11 protein-coding genes are annotated in these 17,686 nt (G+C 34.0%); 9 read left to right on the plus strand and 2 right to left on the minus strand.

The window, feature by feature from the left end:
* Positions 1–7: 7 nt before the first annotated feature.
* Complete coding sequence (locus tag ACHRVZ_RS11280) at positions 8–910, minus strand: ROK family protein (RefSeq protein ID WP_395422529.1); 903 nt, start codon at positions 908–910, stop codon at positions 8–10.
* Positions 911–1,118: 208 nt separating this feature from the next.
* On the minus strand, positions 1,119–3,575 hold the full coding sequence (locus ACHRVZ_RS11285) for a prolyl oligopeptidase family serine peptidase (RefSeq protein WP_395422530.1): 2,457 nt from the start codon (positions 3,573–3,575) through the stop codon (positions 1,119–1,121).
* A gap of 492 nt (positions 3,576–4,067) precedes the next feature.
* On the opposite strand from ACHRVZ_RS11285, the gene ACHRVZ_RS11290 reads away from it, so the two are divergent.
* From ACHRVZ_RS11290 to ACHRVZ_RS11330, 9 genes are all read left to right on the plus strand, one after another.
* Entirely contained in the window at positions 4,068–4,934 is an 867-nt protein-coding gene (locus tag ACHRVZ_RS11290; RefSeq protein WP_395422531.1) for an AraC family transcriptional regulator, read from the plus strand.
* A 688-nt stretch (positions 4,935–5,622) separates the two neighbouring features.
* Positions 5,623–5,970 carry an L-rhamnose mutarotase gene (locus ACHRVZ_RS11295; protein ID WP_395422532.1) on the plus strand — a complete coding sequence of 116 codons (348 nt, stop codon included), beginning with the start codon at positions 5,623–5,625 and terminating at the stop codon, positions 5,968–5,970.
* On the plus strand, positions 5,957–6,790 hold the full coding sequence (locus ACHRVZ_RS11300) for an amidohydrolase family protein (RefSeq protein ID WP_395422534.1): 834 nt from the start codon (positions 5,957–5,959) through the stop codon (positions 6,788–6,790). Before ACHRVZ_RS11295 ends, ACHRVZ_RS11300 begins: the two co-directional genes overlap by 14 nt.
* 242 nt (positions 6,791–7,032) lie before the next feature.
* Positions 7,033–7,812, plus strand: a complete 780-nt coding sequence (locus ACHRVZ_RS11305) for an SDR family oxidoreductase (RefSeq protein ID WP_395422536.1) — start codon at positions 7,033–7,035, stop codon at positions 7,810–7,812.
* Positions 7,813–7,870: 58 nt separating this feature from the next.
* Complete coding sequence (gene galB / locus ACHRVZ_RS11310) at positions 7,871–10,420, plus strand: beta-galactosidase GalB (protein ID WP_395422537.1); 2,550 nt, start codon at positions 7,871–7,873, stop codon at positions 10,418–10,420.
* Between the two features lie 215 nt (positions 10,421–10,635).
* Positions 10,636–11,973 (plus strand): alpha-L-fucosidase, encoded by a 1,338-nt coding sequence (locus ACHRVZ_RS11315; protein WP_395422538.1) that lies wholly within the window; start codon positions 10,636–10,638, stop codon positions 11,971–11,973.
* 134 nt (positions 11,974–12,107) lie between these two features.
* Entirely contained in the window at positions 12,108–14,777 is a 2,670-nt protein-coding gene (locus ACHRVZ_RS11320) for a glycoside hydrolase family 3 C-terminal domain-containing protein (protein ID WP_395422539.1), read from the plus strand.
* 43 nt (positions 14,778–14,820) lie between these two features.
* The gene (locus ACHRVZ_RS11325; protein WP_395422540.1) at positions 14,821–16,011 is read left to right on the plus strand and encodes a peptide-N-glycosidase F-related protein; all 1,191 of its coding nucleotides are present in this window, start codon (positions 14,821–14,823) and stop codon (positions 16,009–16,011) included.
* A 630-nt stretch (positions 16,012–16,641) separates the two neighbouring features.
* On the plus strand, positions 16,642–17,655 hold the full coding sequence (locus ACHRVZ_RS11330) for a LacI family DNA-binding transcriptional regulator (protein WP_395422542.1): 1,014 nt from the start codon (positions 16,642–16,644) through the stop codon (positions 17,653–17,655).
* Positions 17,656–17,686 lie beyond the last annotated feature (31 nt).

Here is a 17,686-nt window from a genome sequence, read left to right on the forward strand (position 1 = left end):
ATTTATTTTAAGCCTCATAAAGTAAACTTGCAGCTCCTAATAAAGCAGTAGTTTCATTATCTGTTGAGAGTATTAGTTCAATTTCAATTCCTGATTGTTTTGCTTTTTCTCTAAAAGAATTCAAAAATAAATCTCCGGCATTCGCTACTTTTCCTCCAATAACAAGCATATTAGCATTAAAGCTTTTTAACCACGGAAGAATAATCTCTGCCAAATCTTCTCCAAATAAATTAAAAGCTTCTAAGGCTTTTTTGTTCCCGTTTATAGCTAAAATGTATAATTCGAGTCCATTATTTGCTTGAATGCCGCTTAGGCTTTTATAATTAGAGAGCAAACCTCTCAATGAAACAGCATCTTCAGCCATGCCATTTTTGTATGGAAGATCCCATATTTCACCATTTTTTGGAACGGTAATACCTGTACTTACAATTTTTCCGTTTTCGATAAAGCAGGCACCAAGTCCCGTACCCAAAGTAATAGCCATTACATTTTTCGGAAGATTTTCCATGTTTTTATAAACTTCACCTTTTCCGAAACTTTTAGCATCATTTTCAAAAACAATTGGAAAATCCAGATCAAAATCAAAACGTTCTCTCAATAAATCTTTGATATTAAGTCCGTAGAAATTATCGTATTTGTCCTGATCTTTAATCCAACAAGTTCCATCTTCATAATCAAAAGGTCCCGGCACAGCCATTGCTATTCCGGATAATTTACCAACTTCTGATTTTTCTAATAAAGTCCGAATGGCATTTTCCCAAAAATCCATTACTTCTGCGGTTGGTAAATTAGAATTAAAAGAAACCTTAAAAACGGATTCTTTAAAGACTTTCATTTCACTTAGATCAACAATTGCAGAAGTAATATGAGAACCGCCAACATCCATAGCTATTGCAAATCTTTTTTCCATCTTTTACTTTTATTCTTTTATTATTGGTTGTTAAAAGCTTGATTTTTTGTTTGTAAACCAATATTGTTTGTTTGAATTTCGATCTTTTTGTGTTAAAAGTAATTGTTTTTTGTTGAAGTGCTAAATCGTATTAGTAAATTAATGTTAAACACTCTGTTTGGAGTATTAAATTACGATTTTACCATTTTTAGGGCCTTATTTTTTATTATTACAGATTGAATTCTAATGTTTTAGGAGACCAGTTGTTATCAAAGAAGCCACTTACTTTCATATTTGGCAAACCATTCAAAAGTAAATCGGCTTTAAAAATCATGACATCAGGAAAACCAGTAATTCCTGAAATGTAATTGTTAGCCCAAGTTGCTTTCATTCCTTTTTCAGAAGTTCCGGCCACAACACCCACAAGAGCTGTTTTACTGTCTTTTCTTGGTAAAATAAAATAGGCAGCCAGATCATTTCCTTTTAATACTTTGTCGCCAACTTTTATTTGTTGATTATCAATTTGAATAGGAGCGTTTTCTAATAATAATTTCCATGCACGATTGTTAGACGCATTTCCGTAAAGCACCACATTTCGATCTTTATATTTGTCTAATGAAAATTCAGTGTCGGCAATCACATCGATACTTCCGTTTCCTTTATATAAAAAAGTTTCGGCATCAAAACGGGCTCTGTTCAAATACCATTCGCGCTCTGAAGCCGAACCTGCTGTAGCGTAAACAAAAACAACATTATTGTTAAAAGCAAACTTAAATCCGCCTTGACGTTCTGCGTATTTTTCGGTTGTATTTATAGCATCAATGAATCCCCATTTTCCTTCTTTTAGAGCCAAAATAGCTTTCTTGTCAGAAGTCGTTTTTAAGGTTTGATCGTTGATAATGATGGTAACTTCTCCTTTAAGATCTAATGAAGGCAAATCAATTTCCATAATCGAAACATTTTCTGTTTTAACGGTAATTTGCTGTTTATCCAGTTTTGCATTAATGTTAGAAAAGTCAAATGGACGAATTTGCTGTTGTAATTTTAACCAATAATCGGTTGCAGAAACTGCGGGAGTAGCGGTATGAAAATCGATTTCTTTGACTTGTTTATTCGCAGGAATGGTTTGACGTTTGAAGAATTCGAAAATAGGGAACCAATCTACAGAGTGATCTCCATACCAATGTTCTCCGCCCGGATATTCGTAATAACAAAAGTTAGGATGAAAAGTACCTAGAATTTGACGCATTTCTCTTACTTGCGAAATTGGCACAGTCGAATCGGCATCACCGTGAAGTATATAAACGCCAGATTGCTTTAGGTTTTGTACCAAGCTTTTAACTCGGCCAGAATTAGCCGAACGCTTGATAGATGCATAAGCTTTAAAAATATCGTGCATTTCGTCGCCTTTGTCAGAGCCATAAGTTGAGATATCCGGATAAGAGGCGCAAGGAGCAATTGCAGCAAATTTATCAGGATAAGTGGTTCCTAAAAACCAGGTTCCGTGACCGCCCATCGAATGACCAGTTAAGTACGTTTGTTCCGGAATGGTATTGAATACTTTTTTGGCCTCGGCAAGAACTTCGAGTGCATCAATTCGTCCCCAATCTTCCCAATTAAATCCAAAAGGACGACGATTTGTAGCGGCAACAATATGCGCCCAGTCTTTTTGTTTGTAAGCTCTTGCTTGGTTACGTGCCTCTACAGAAGCACCATGAACCGAAAGAATTAAAGCTTTTTGTCCAGTTCCTAATGCGGGAGCAATGCTATAATATTGCACACTATTATCGACCTTACTTAAAAAAGTGCGTTCATGATGAATGGTTGCTGAGCGTTGCTGAATTGGGAATTTTGTTTTGTCAATTACTTTTCCGCTTTTATCAGTAAGCGTAAGTTCTATTGTTAGTTCGCCTGAATAGTTTGCTTTTGCTGCCGGAACTTTAAATTTTACCTTTCTAACAAACAGCGGCATGATGTCATCTGTTGTATAAGTTGTCGCTTCTCCACTAGATAATTTTGCTGTGATTACAAGGTTTTTCAGGTCTTTTTCGGTTGCATTGATAACACGAATCGAAGCCCATTTTTCGTCTTTTTCACCATTAATTACATCCGGAAGAGTTAAATCGCGTTTGGTAAACTGAATGCTTTTTGAAGGCACTATAATTTTCGATTTCACGCGACCAAAGCGCCCTTTTGTATAAACAAATTCGTTGATGCCTTTGTGAAGCTTAAACGGAATCAGAGTATATCCAAAATCATAATGATCGCCTTCGTGCGGAAAACCGTTTATGTATGTTCGCGTTCCGCCAGTGGTTTCCAAAAGTACAATTTGTCCTTTTGAAGCCTTGTATTCGGTAAATAAAAAAGCCGATTTCATTTCTTTTCCGCTGAAAACCCCAACCGAATCTACTTTTATAGGTTGCCAATCTCCTTTTTGTTTATTCGGATTTACGAATTTTCCAACGGCGTATTGCCACGCAACCGCATCTTGTCCGTTAAAAAGTGTGCCGGATCTTTTGTCGGTTGCAAGAGTATAACCGGTAATAAAATTGTGCAAAACTGTACCCTCAGCAGTTGTAGTAATTTTTTCTTTTCCAAAATATTCGACTACATTTCCGGTAGTTTTGGTTTGAGAAATTGACTTTGTGCACAAAGCAATGAAGAAAATTAGAAGGCCTTTTTTCATGTTTTTAGTTTTAGTTTTTTCAATTTTATCTCATTATTTTAATTGAAACTTTATTGGCAATTAAAATATTAGAAGTAAAAAATGACGAATTGCATGGTATTAATGAAAGGTTTCATTTTAAAAAAATGGCCCTTCTTTATTTTATTTGCAATTATTTTAAATTGTTTTTTGAGAAATCTCTGCCTAATTAACGACAGTTATTTTTTTAGATAAATACTTCAATTTTATCCTGATTTTTTTGTGTACTTAGCCAATAAATCAAGGCAAAGCATAGAAAAAAAACGAGTCTTTTTTTAGGAAAAATTGAAAATTAATCATTCGTTTTTGTATTTGTTTTTAGTTTTTTCAAACTTAGTAAAACGATTTAGTATTGTCATATGAATTTTTTGTTATTTTTGTTTTTTGGGAAATTTAAAATTATATCTAAAAAAAATAAGCGATTAATTCGATTTTATCCTTATTTAATTATTAATTATCATTACTATTCTTAAAATGAAAATTGTAAAGACTAACATTGCTTCTTATACGAATACATCGCTTTCTGTATTCTCGCGTGAAGAATCTTTTTTTCAGTCGCCTTTTCATTCGCATCCGGAATTTGAGCTGGTTTACATTTTAGAAAGTCACGGGAAAAGAATTATCGGAAATGCCGTAGAATCATTCGAATCTGGTGATATGGTTTTTCTGGGCGATGATATCCCGCACGTTTGGCTTAATGATGAAATTTTTTATAAAGGAATTAATAGTTTAAAGGCAAAAGCGATTGTAATTTATTTTAGCAGAGACCTCTTTGGAAACTCGTTTTATGAATTACCGGAAGCGCAAGATGTTAAAAAGTTTTTTTCTCAAGCCATAAAAGGAGTGTCTATATCGGGGCAAACCAATGCTATGGTTTCTAAAAAAATGGAAAAATTACTCAAAAAGAAAGGATTCGAAGTCGTTTTGGGATTGATTGAAATTTTATTTCTCTTGTCGAAAAGTAAAGATCTAAGGTATATCAATGATAATTCTTATGTGTCAGCTAGTGACGAAAATAAAAACGACCGACTTGCCGAAGTTTTTCAATACGTCAAATCGAATTATAAAGAGGATATATCTCTTGATGAAATTTCAAAAATTGCTAATTTAACTCCTACCTCTTTTTGTAGAATGTTTAAAGCAAAAACTAAAAAACCCTTTGTAGAATATCTAAATGAAATACGAGTTTCAAATGCGTGCAAGTATTTAATAGAAACTGATTTAGGGATTTCTGAAATTGCCTACGAATGTGGCTATAAAACGGCCTCAAACTTCAATAAGTTGTTCAAGAAACTAATAGGAACAACTCCTAAGGAATATCGAAAAAAAGCCTTTGTTTAAAGAATTTTCTTCATTATAATATTTCAATACAAATAGTTGCTATTGTCTTTTAAGTTCTTTTTTGATTAAAAATAATTCGTAAGATCCGGAAAGCTAAAATCTTTTTTTTAATCTATATATATTTAAAAAAGCCAATTAGTTTTTTGAGCTGATAGGTCTAGAATAGTTTATGTTTTTTTTGAATTAGTGCACGATATAGAAAATGCTATATATTATGTGTTTTTTTATGAAATTAATTATTAAGATAATAAAAGCTTAATTAATGATAATTTTGAAGTAAAATATAAGGTATTTATGCAATAATTTTATTTTTTTGAAATTGTAGTAAAATGCCGTTTCAGGAAATATAAAACGATTTAGTTGATTTGCTCGTTTTTGCCGAACTTAAGAGATAATATTGTGCTATTAACGTTGTGAGTATAATTCATTAAAGAAATATTAAACACATAGAAACATAGGTTTTATGTCTCAAAAAAAGAAGTAAAATAGAAATACATTTCTAGCACATAGAAGTCTATGTGTATTTTAAATAAGTGAAGCGCCTTTTTTAAAGCAACAAAGCTATGTTTCTATGTGTTAAATATAATTATGCGCACCGAATTCTAGTTAATTAAATTTCAAGACAAATAGTTTTTTATCAATAATCATAGTTTTAGGTTTTTTAACCTTCAATTTTAACCACAATAATATGGTGACTCAAAAATATTGTCTTGCATTAGATTTAAATGAAGACCCGACATTAATGGCTGAATACAAAAAGTATCATGAAAAAATTTGGCCGGAGATTACAGAAAGCATCGTTAATTCCGGAATTGAAAATCTTGAAATCTATTGTGTAGGCAACAGATTGTTTATGATTATTGAGGCTAATGAAACTTTTACTTTTGAAAGAAAAGGCGAAATGGATGCCAATAATCCTGTGGTTCAGAAATGGGAAGAACTAATGTGGAAATACCAAAAGGCATTACCTGGGGCAAAAGAGGGCGAAAAATGGCTGATGATGGATAAAATATTCGATTTGCATGAAAATAGATAGTCATCAACATTTTTGGAAATACAATCCAGTAAAAGACGCCTGGATCACCGAAGAAATGAAAGTGATACAAAAGGATTTTTTACCTACAGATTTAAAACCTTTATTGATAGAAAATCAAGTCGATGGTTGTGTGGCAGTACAGGCCGACCAAAGTGAAAAAGAAACACGTTTTCTGCTAGATCTTGCCAAAGACAATGATTTTATTAAAGGAATAGTAGGTTGGGTTGATTTATGTGCCGAAAATATTGATGAACGTTTAGAATATTTCTATAAATACAAAAAACTAAAAGGATTCAGACACATTATCCAGGCTGAAGAAGATCTTGATTTTATGTTGTCTGAGAAGTTTTTAAAAGGAATTTCGAAATTAGAAAAATACAAGTTTACCTACGACATTTTGATTTTTCCAAAACATTTGGAAAATGCAGCAAAACTTGTCGAAAGGTTTCCGAACCAAAATTTTGTTATAGATCATCTGGCGAAACCGGATTTTAAAAATAAAGAATTTAATGAATGGGAAAAGGGTATAAAAGCTATTGCAAAATATCCAAATGTAATGTGTAAAGTTTCTGGTTTAGTAACTGAAGCCGATTGGAACAATTGGACAGTAACAGATTTTACGTATTGTTTAGATGTCGTGACAGAAGCATTTGGAATTGATCGCCTAATGTTTGGCAGTGATTGGCCTGTGAGTTTATTGGCAGCTTCTTATGCCGATTCTTGTGACATTGCCGAACAGTATTTTTCAAAATTCTCTAAAGGAGATCAGGATAAATTTTGGAGCAGGAATGCTATTAACTTTTACCAGTTGCATGAATAATTTGAAACTTGGATAAAATATATAAAACACATAGAAACATAGAATTTAAAAGTCAAAAAGAATACAAAAAAGAAACTTGTTTCTTCAACATAGTGATTACGTAAGAGTCTATGTGTTTTTTTTAAAAGTGAAACGCCTTTTGTTAAGAGTTCAAAAACTATGTTTCTATGTATTTAAATTGAAATTGAAATTAACAGATTTCGCAAAAAACTAACTACCTAATTAACCAAAATAAAGAATAAATGAACCTTAATCTTAAAGACAAAATAATTATTGTAACCGGCGGAGCGAAAGGAATTGGACTCGGAATCTGCAAAGTTTTGGCTGCCGAAGGCGCTGTTCCTGTAATAATTGGAAGAGACGATACTGACAATCAAGCTGCTATTAGAGAAATTGAAGCCGAGAACGGAAAAGCTTTGTCTCTTGTGGCCGAATTAACGAAACCTGAAGCTTGTAAGACTGCCATAGATCAAATTATTGCTTTATACGGACGCATTGACGGATTGGTAAATAATGCCGGTGTAAATGATGGTGTTGGTTTAGAAAGTGGAGATTATGAGAAATTTATAGCATCAGTTCATAAAAATTTAGTGCATTATTATTTAATGGCGCAATACGCTTTGCCAGAGCTTAAAAAAACAAAAGGTGCAATTGTCAATATTGGTTCAAAAACTGCCGATACCGGACAAGGAAATACTTCTGCTTATGCGGCTTCAAATGGTGGGCGCAATGCTTTAACCCGCGAATGGGCTGTAGAATTGCTGAAATACGGAATCCGTGTAAACTCAGTTATTGTGGCCGAATGTTACACGCCGTTGTATGATAAATGGATAAAAACACTTGAAAATCCGGAGGGAAAGTTAAAAGAAATCACAGCTAAAATTCCGTTTGAAAATAGAATGACAACTGCCGAAGAAATCGCTAATATGACCGTTTTCTTATTGTCAGACAAATCGAGTCATACCACAGGGCAATTAATATATGTTGATGGCGGATATACGCATTTAGACCGTTCCTTGTAACGCAAGAAAGAGGCTTTAAAAATACCAAACCAAACCAGAATAACTAAATAAACCAAACATGAAGAAAAAGATATCTTCACTAAATACAAGTCTTACTGTACTATTTTTTTTATTGATAGGATCGTCTGCATTTTCGCAGAATACTGCAATAAAAAGAATGGGTTCGACAGATACGCAGTCTTTTGATGATAATTGGCTTTTTTCAAGATACGGATCTCAACCTGACGGATTGGTAAAAGAAGAACCAAAAAACTTAGAAGCTGTAACTACAAATGAAACCAATTGGGAAAAACTAAATCTACCACACGATTGGGCGATTAAAGGACCTTTTAGAATTGAATTAAGAGGCGAAACAGGAAAATTACCTTGGAAAGGAATTGGATGGTATCGCAAACATTTTACAGTTCCAAATTCAGATTCAGGAAAACAAATTTTTGTTGATTTTGATGGTGCAATGGCAAATGCCAAAATTTATTTAAATGGAAAGTATGTTGGAACGTGGCCTTTTGGTTATAATTCATTCCGCATGAATTTGACTCCATTTTTAAAATTTGGACAAGAAAATATTTTAGCCGTTCGTTTGGACACTGAAAATTGGGATTCGCGCTGGTATCCCGGAGCAGGAATCTACCGTCATGTTTGGTTAGTAAAAACCAATCCGGTACATGTTGGACATTGGGGAACTTATGTAACAACACCAAATATTACCAAAGAAGCTGCCAATGTCAGAGTATTGGTAAACGTAGACAATGCTACAAACAAAGCGGTTAAAGCGGTTGTTACAACAGATTTATACGAACTGGATAGTAATGATATTCCTAAAGTAAAAGTAGGATCGTTAATTACGGCAACGCTTGAAATTAAACCCAATAGTACAGAGGAAGCCGAAACACATTCGATTATAAACAATCCTAAATTATGGGATTTAAAAACACCAAATCGTTATGTAGCGCAAACCAAAGTTAGCGTTGACGGAAAAGTTGTCGATACTTACAACACGCCTTTTGGTATTCGAACTATAGAATTTACACCAAGAAACGGATTCCTTTTGAATGGAAAAAGAGTAGAAATCTTCGGAACTTGTAATCACCATGATTTAGGTGCTTTGGGAGCTGCTATAAATACATCGGCATTAAAAAGACAATTGGTTATGCTAAAAGATATGGGATGTAATTCTTTACGTACTTCTCATAATCCGCCAGCGCCTGAATTGCTGGAATTGGCTGATAAGATGGGATTCTTAGTTTGGGATGAAGCTTTTGACGCCTGGAAAATTGGAAAGAAAAAATTAGATTACAATACCATTTTCGATGAATGGCACGAAAAAGATTTAGTGGCATTAGTTCGAAGAGACAGAAATAATCCGTCGGTTTTTATTTGGTCAATTGGAAATGAAGTTCCAGATCAGCAAAACGTAAAATTGACAAAAGAGCTGGCGGATATAGTTCGCCGAGAAGATCCAACGCGTCCAGTGTCAAACGGATATAATGATCCCGATGGAGGAAGAGGTTCTGGAGCAGCCGTTGCGCTTGACGTTATGGGAGTAAACTACTTTTTTGACCAACAGCCAAAATGGGATGTTGATCCAAGATATAAGAATAAACCAACATTGGGCAGTGAAACTGCTTCGACCGTAAGTTCGCGTGGAGAATATTTTTTTGATGATAAATTCGATAAAGCTTCTTGGCAGATTTCATCTTATGATGATGCATTTCCGGGCTGGGGCTGTTCGCCTGACACGCAATTTCGTACCAACGCAAAATATCCTCATTTGTTAGGCGAATACGTTTGGACAGGTTTTGATTATTTGGGTGAACCAACACCTTACAATTCTGATGAAACAAACTTGTTGAACTTTAGAACAGATCCTTCTAAGCAAAAAGAACTAGAAGCAAAATTGGCAGAATTACAAAAAAGCAATCCACCTTCCAGAAGTAGTTATTTTGGAATTATCGATTTGGCAGGATTCCCAAAAGATCGTTATTACAGCTACAAATCGCATTGGAGACCAGATGTTCCAACGGCTCACATATTACCGCACTGGAATTGGCATGAAAGAGTTGGAAAAGTTGTTCCTGTACACGTTTACACATCAGGAACCGAAGGCGAATTGTTCCTTAACGGAAAAAGCCTTGGAAGAAAGAAGATGGAAGCAGGAAAAGATTTCCGTCTTACTTGGAATGATGTTGTTTATGCACCGGGCGAACTAAGAGTAGTTTGCTATAAAAACGGTAAAATTTGGGCAATAGATATTGTTAAAACCACAGGAAAAGAAACAAAACTAAAAATGTCAGCAGATCGAACAGAAGCTTTGGCAGACGATGTTGACTTGGTTTTTGTAACAGTTGATGTAACCGATAATAATGGTTTGGTAGTGCCTCGTTCAAAACCTTTAGTGAAGTTTTCAATAGAAGGAGCGGGAGAAATTGTGGCGACAGATAATGGAGACGCTACTAGTTTTGTGCCTTTTCAAAGTACCGAAAGACCTGCTTATAACGGAAAAGTTTTAGTAATTGTTAAAGCGAAGAAAGATCAAAAGGGACAGTTTACGGTAAAAGCCGAAAGTGCAGGATTACAAGGAGCATCAATACCGATTAGAATAAAATAATAAACAACCCGTTGGGGTGAAAAAAAATTTTAACACATAGAAACATAGATTTTGTTTTAAAAAGAATGCAAAAAAAGAAACTTGTTTCTTTCACATAGGTAAAACTATGTGTGTTTAAAAAAGTGAAATGCCTTCTTTCGAGCTTCTAAAAACTATGTCACTATGTGTTTAAATTAATAGCAAACAGCATAATAAACAGTAAAAAAAAAATAGAAATGATTAAAAAAATAATTTTAGCAGCCTTATTCGCAGGAACTACTTTTACAAGTGTTGCGCAGAACAAAATTGCTGCAAAAGATATTGCCGAAAAAATGAAATGGTTTGAAGATGCCAAATTAGGAATCTTTATTCACGCCGGAATTTATTCAGTTGCCGATGTTTCTGAATCATGGAGTTTTCACAACGGAAAAATTTCTGTAGAAGATTATATGAAACAGCAAAAAAGCTACACGCTAAGTAAATACGATCCTGCGGCTTGGGCTGATATGATTGAAGATTCCGGAGCAAAATATGCCGTGATTACTACAAAACACCACGATGGTGTGGCAATGTATGATACCAAACTAGGTAAATTGAGTTCGGTAAAAACTACTCCTGCCAAAAAAGACATGATAAAACCATTCTTTGAAGAACTACGCAAAAGAGATATAAAATGCGGCGCTTATTTTTCTTTAATCGATTGGACACACGACGACTATCCGGGATTCTTGAAAGATAAATCTCGTTATGATATTAAAAAAGAACCAGCTCGTTGGGCGCGTTTTCAAAAGTTTTTTCAAGGACAAATCAAAGAAATTTCAGATTGGTACAATCCGGATTTATGGTGGTTTGATGGAGATTGGGAACATAGTGCAGATGAATGGCAAGCTGAAAAAACGCGTAAAATGATGTTAGACAGAAATCCTAACACAATTATCAACGGACGTTTACAAGGTTATGGAGATTATGATACACCAGAACAAAACTTCCCAGTGGTTCGTCCAGCATTTAAATGGTGGGAATTGTGTATGACGATGAACGAAAATTGGGGATACCGTGTGAGCGATAACAATTGGAAAACGCCTTATGAAATCATCACTATTTTTGTAGATGCAGTTTCAAACGGAGGAAACTTATTGTTAGACATTGGACCAAAACCTGACGGAACATATCCGGAAACTGTTGTTTCGACTTTAAAAGAATTAGGAGATTGGAACAGAAGAAACGGAGAAGGTATTTTTGGAACAGTTCCAGGAATTCCGTTAGGACATTTTTACGGACCAACTACACTTTCTAAAGATTCAAAAACACTTTATTTATTTGTACACGGAAAAACTTCGGGACAATTAATGTTAAAAGGGCTTGACAATAAAATTCAGGACATTACAGTTTTGGGTTCAAATGTAAAATTGACACACAAAATAGTAGGTAAAATTTCATGGAGTGCAGTTCCGGGATTAGTGTATATCGATCTTCCGGAAAATACTTCAGATAAATATGTAACCTGTATCAAAGTTACATTAGACGCACCAATAAAATTATACAGAGGTCAGGGAGGTTTCCTTACCAACTAATAGAATATAAAATGTCATCTTCAATTTTGGAGATGATATTTTTTTATCATTCTATTTAAACGATTTAGTAAAAAATCTAGAGAATAGAATTAATACAATAATTTAAGCTTAAGTGGCAATTCAAAAGCACAATCATGAATAAAAAGGCACTTTTAATCGGTTTATTTCTTGGAACACAACTATTGTTTTCGCAAAATATTCCAAAGTATAAAAATTCAAAACTTCCCGTTGAAGAACGCGTTCAGGATTTATTATCCAGAATGACGGTGGAGGAAAAATTTTGGCAGATGTTCATGATTCCCGGTGATTTGTCTGATGGCGCAGAAAATTATAAAAACGGAATTTTTGGATTTCAGGTAAGTGCTAAAGGAAGCACCGATGCAAGTAACCAAATTTTAGATTACAGTGCAGCAAGTAACGCTAAAGAAACCGTAAAATTAATCAACAAAATGCAAAAGTATTTTGTCGAAAAAACACGTTTGGGAATTCCTATTATTGCTTTTGATGAAGCATTGCACGGATTAGTAAGAGATGGAGCAACAGCATTTCCGCAGTCAATTTCGTTGGCAGCAACATTTGATCCCGGTTTAATGAAAAGAGTTTCAACGGCGATTGCATTAGAATCTAAAAGTCGCGGAATTCGTCAAATTTTATCGCCAGTTGTCAATATCGCTTCAGATGTTCGATGGGGAAGAGTAGAAGAAACCTATGGAGAAGATCCTTTTCTTTCTTCAAAAATGGGAGTCGCTTATGTGTCGTCTTTTGAAGAAAGAGGAGTCATCACAACTCCAAAACATTTCCTGGCAAATAGCGGAGACGGTGGACGTGACAGTTACCCGATCGATTATAATGAGCGTTATTTAGAAGAATATCAGTTTCCTCCATTTCGCGCCTGCTTTAACGAAGGCGGAAGCCGAAGCGTGATGACTTCTTACAATACTATAAACGGAAGTCCTTGCACGGCAAACGATTGGTTGTTGAATAAAAAACTGAAAGGTGAAATGAATTTTAAAGGATTCATTATCTCAGATGCTAATGCTGTTGGTGGAGGAAATGTATTGCACTATACCGCAAAAGATTATCCGGAGTCGAGTGCAAATGCGATCAATAATGGTTTAGATGTTATTTTTCAAACTGCTTACGATCACTACAAATTGTTTCAACCGCCTTTCTTAGACGGAAGAATTGATATGAAAAATATCGACGAAGCCGTAACGAGAGTTTTGAGATTGAAATTTGAATTGGGATTGTTCGAGAATCCTTATGCCGATGAGAAAGAAACAAATAAATGGAACGGAAATCCGGCTCATAAATTACTATCAAGAGAAGCTGCCGAAAAAGGAATGGTTTTATTAAAAAACGATAACAATGTTTTGCCTCTTAAAAAATCAATACAATCAATTGCCTTAATAGGAAATGATATTACCGAAGCCAGACTAGGTGGTTACAGTGGTCCCGGAAACGGAAAAGTAAGTATGCTTGACGGGATAAAAGCGAAGTTAGGTAAGTCGGTTGTTATTAATTTGGCTGAAGGCTGTGCAAGAAGAAATAAAGAATATACCACTGTTCCATCGGCTAATTTATTCAGCGTTGACAAAGGAAAATCGGTAAACGGATTGTCTGCTGAATATTTCAATAATGTGCAATTAAGCGGAACTCCTGTTGTAACAAGATTAGACAATGCCATAAATTTTGATTGGACATTATATTCTCCAGATCAGGAAAAAATTAATTATGATTTTTATTCAGCAAAATGGACTGGGAAAATCAAATCGCCGGTTACAGGAACTTACAAAATTGGTTTTGAAGGCAATGATGGTTACCGTTTGTACTTGAACGGAAAACTAATAATAGACAATTGGAAAAGCCAAACCTATTCAACAAAACTGGTTGATTTTAATTTTGAGAAAGACAAAGAATACGATATTAAAATAGAATTTTTTGAATCGCAAGGTTATGCTAAATTCAAATTAGTTTGGAATATTGGAGTAAACAACGATTGGCAAAAGAAAATTGAAGAAGCTGTTGCAGCTGCAAAGAAATCTGATGTTGCTGTAATTGCTGCCGGAATCGAAGAAGGAGAATTTAACGATAGAGCTTATTTGGGTTTATTAGGACATCAGGAAGAATTAATTAATGCTGTTGCTGCAACAGGAAAACCAGTTGTCGTAGTTCTTGTTGGAGGTAGCGCCATTACAATGGACAAATGGATTAATAATGTGCCTTCGATTTTGGATGTTTGGTATCCTGGAGAAGATGGCGGACATGCTGTTGCCAATATTTTATTTGGAGATAAAAATCCGGCAGGACGTTTGCCAATTACTTTTCCGGTTTTTGAAGGACAGTTGCCATTAATCTACAACCATAAACCAACAGGCCGTTCAGATGATTATACAAATTTAAACGGAGCGCCTTTATTTCCGTTTGGTTACGGATTAAGTTATTCGACTTTTGAATACAGCAATTTACGATTTGACAAAAAACAACTTAGAAAATCTGAAACGACAAAAGTGTATTGCACTATAAAAAATACCAGTAAAGTCGATGGTGATGAAGTGGTTCAGTTGTATGTGAGAGACCTTTTATCGTCTATTGCACAGCCCATAAAACAAATGAAAGGCTTTCAGAGAATTTCGCTTAAAGCAGGAGAATCAAAAGAAATTTCGTTTGAGATTAACAAAGAAACCCTACAAATGTTAAACGAAGATATGAAATGGGTGGTAGAACCTGGCGATTTCAGAATTATGATCGGAGCATCTTCAAGAGATATTCGACTAAGAGAAATTATTACAGTTACAGAATAATTTAGAGTTTTAATAAAAAAGATACAAAAGAAATTTATAGCATATGAGAAAAATAATTTTTGCAATACTGTTGAATACGTTACTGTTTAGTAATCACATTACAGCGCAAAAAGTTGAAATTTTTAATCAGGTTAGAGTGCAGCACGACGAAAAATGTAAAGACTTTTCGACGGATGTTAGTGGGAATGTTTTTTATGGCGGTGGGCAATACGTTTTCAAAAAAGTAACGCTTCCAAAGCAAAAAATAAATACAAAATATGAAATCAATGTAAGCGTCGTTTCAGGTGGAGACCGCTATGACAGAGCGGGATCTATTTTTGTACTTCCGGTAGATAAAAACAATTCGTTGGAAGATGTTGTAAAAGGAAAAAAGTTTGCCTCGAATGAATTTACAAAAATAAAATCGATAGTTCCGGAAGGTAATTTTGCGCCAACGGTAGAATTAATGCGCTTTATGACGACTTTTGGGATTGGTTTTTTTAGTAATGATTCGTTACAACGTAAGCCAGTTTATATTCCGTATTGGGAAAAAGAAGTGCGCTGGAAAGAAGATATTTCTCAATTTTCAACCGTTTTGCAAGGTGAAGTTTGGATAGGTGTTCATATTGGCAATTATACCAAAGGCGGACATATCGTTAATGCAACAATTAATTTGACTCCGAGCGAATTGAGCTGCGATCTTCCAAAAAACAAAATTATAGTTCCTATTTTAAACACAGAACCTTTTGGAACCAATCAAGGAAATGATGAATTGTTTGCTTATAAGGATTTTCAAGTAGAATTCAATTTACCAAAAGGGGCAAAGAATCCAAAATTATATTACATCACAACAGGTCACGGAGGTCATGGTGAAGGTGATGAATTTGTTAAAAAGCAGAATATTGTCAAAATTGATGGTAAAAAAGTAATCGATTTTATTCCATGGAGAGATGATTGTGCGAGCTTTCGCCGATTTAATCCGGGTACCGGAGTTTGGTTAAAGAAAAGAAAAGCACCTTATATTCAGGATGACAAAGGAACTTATGCCGTAAAAGAAATTGAAGAACCGATAGCAAGCAGTGATTTAAGTAGATCTAATTGGTGTCCGGGAAGTAACGTTCCGCCAATGATCGTTCCCGTAGAATTGAATGAAGGAAAACATATGGTAATTTTTAGTATTCCTGAAGCGCAAAAAAATGCCAACGGAACTTCAAATCACTGGATGGTAAGCGCCTATATCGTGTACGAACTTTAAAAAAAATAAGCATTTGAAATGGAAAATGAAACGAATTGGTGATTAAGGATTCAATTGAGTGTATTATTTTAAAAATTAGTAAGGATAATTATTACGTAATGCATATAAAAGGAGCTATTTAAGCGAAAATTTTGTAGGATTTAAGTATCTGTAAAAAGCATATATAAAAAAAAGCTTACAACTTTTAAAAAGCAGGAAAAAAACAAGAAATTGAGATCAGAATTTATTACATAATTGATCTCAAATTAGAAGAAAAAAATAGAAATGATTTTCGAAGAGAATTGTGAAACAGGAGAAAATGATAATTTGTTTAATTTATTAATGTTAACATATATTTATGTTAAATACTTTGCAATTTTATAGGTTTTTTGATGCTTTTATTTGAGATTTTAATTTTTTTTAAATTTAAGTAAAAAATTACCGTTTGTCAGAAAAATAACATCAGTTTTTATTGGTGTATTTGTTTTATTTATAGGCTATTGGGATTATATTTTTGGATAATTCTTTTTAAATGTTAAAATGTATAATTTGGTTTAAAAAAAAATACTAAAACGTTTTTGTAAATCGTTTTATTAAATATATATTTGCTTATAACATATTAACTTAGATTTAAGATAAACTTAACGTTTCATGAGTAAAAAGATCACTATTAAAGATATCGCCAAAGCTGCAAATGTATCTGTCACTACAGTTTCATTTGTTCTTAATAATAAAGGTGAGAAGATGGGGATCAGCAAAGAAGTGATTAAGAAAGTTTTTAAGGTTACTGAGGAAATGAAGTTCAGACTCAATATGATTGCAAGTAGTTTGAGAACTGGTAAAACAAGATCTATCGGACTTATTGTAGAGGATATTTCGAATCAGTTTTTTTCTGATTTGGCAAGAGTAATTGAGAGAGAAGCGATAGACTTAAATTATAGAGTTTTTTATTGCAGTACCGGCGGAAATGATGAGCGTGCAATAGAGTTGGTTAATAGTTTATTGCAGGCAAATGTTGATGGTTTTATCATCACGCCTACCAAGAACATGAAGGCAACCATTGATCGATTGATGGAACTTCAATGTCCGGTAGTTTTAGTTGATAGATATTTTGAAGAACAAAATGTAAGTCATGTGGTGCTGGATAATTTTGAAGGAGCAAAAACAGCGACTAATTATCTTTTGGAAAAAGGATTTAAAAAAATTGCTTTTGTGACCAATTCTTCAGAATTGATTCAGATGAATTTGAGAAAACAAGGATATATAAATGCACTTAAAGAAGCGGATTTATATGATGAATCTAAAATACTGGATCTTGAATACCATATTAGTGAAGATGAACGAATAGAAAAGATCTCTGACTTTTTGAGTAATACAACTGAAATTGATGCTGTTTTATTTGGAGCAAATTATTTGCTGCTGGCAGGTTTGCAGTCCTTTAGAAAATTGGGATTAAAAATTCCAACAGATAAAGCAGTCATAAGTTTTGACGATCACGATAGTTTTAGATTGCATTCGCCTTCTATTACAGTTTTATCGCAGCCAATCGAAGAAATGGGAAAAAAAACGGTACGCTTATTAATGAAGCATATGAATGAAGGAAACAATTATGAAATTGAGAAAGAAAAGAAAAAAGGGAGTCTAACTATAAGGGAATCAGTTTAGAAATTGTGTTCCTTTTTTTTAAAACAAAACA

Source organism: Flavobacterium sp. FlaQc-57 (assembly GCF_044007395.1).
Classification (GTDB): Bacteria; Bacteroidota; Bacteroidia; order Flavobacteriales; family Flavobacteriaceae; genus Flavobacterium.

What these genes read in the sequence shown, in the direction of transcription:
- ACHRVZ_RS11280 (WP_395422529.1), bottom strand. Translation starts at nt 910, where the DNA reads ATGGAAAAAAGATTTGCAATAGCTATGGATGTTGGCGGTTCTCATATT.
- ACHRVZ_RS11285 (WP_395422530.1), bottom strand. Translation starts at nt 3,575, where the DNA reads ATGAAAAAAGGCCTTCTAATTTTCTTCATTGCTTTGTGCACAAAGTCA.
- ACHRVZ_RS11290 (WP_395422531.1), top strand. Translation starts at nt 4,068, where the DNA reads ATGAAAATTGTAAAGACTAACATTGCTTCTTATACGAATACATCGCTT.
- ACHRVZ_RS11295 (WP_395422532.1), top strand. Translation starts at nt 5,623, where the DNA reads ATGGTGACTCAAAAATATTGTCTTGCATTAGATTTAAATGAAGACCCG.
- ACHRVZ_RS11300 (WP_395422534.1), top strand. Translation starts at nt 5,957, where the DNA reads ATGAAAATAGATAGTCATCAACATTTTTGGAAATACAATCCAGTAAAA.
- ACHRVZ_RS11305 (WP_395422536.1), top strand. Translation starts at nt 7,033, where the DNA reads ATGAACCTTAATCTTAAAGACAAAATAATTATTGTAACCGGCGGAGCG.
- galB (WP_395422537.1), top strand. Translation starts at nt 7,871, where the DNA reads ATGAAGAAAAAGATATCTTCACTAAATACAAGTCTTACTGTACTATTT.
- ACHRVZ_RS11315 (WP_395422538.1), top strand. Translation starts at nt 10,636, where the DNA reads ATGATTAAAAAAATAATTTTAGCAGCCTTATTCGCAGGAACTACTTTT.
- ACHRVZ_RS11320 (WP_395422539.1), top strand. Translation starts at nt 12,108, where the DNA reads ATGAATAAAAAGGCACTTTTAATCGGTTTATTTCTTGGAACACAACTA.
- ACHRVZ_RS11325 (WP_395422540.1), top strand. Translation starts at nt 14,821, where the DNA reads ATGAGAAAAATAATTTTTGCAATACTGTTGAATACGTTACTGTTTAGT.
- ACHRVZ_RS11330 (WP_395422542.1), top strand. Translation starts at nt 16,642, where the DNA reads ATGAGTAAAAAGATCACTATTAAAGATATCGCCAAAGCTGCAAATGTA.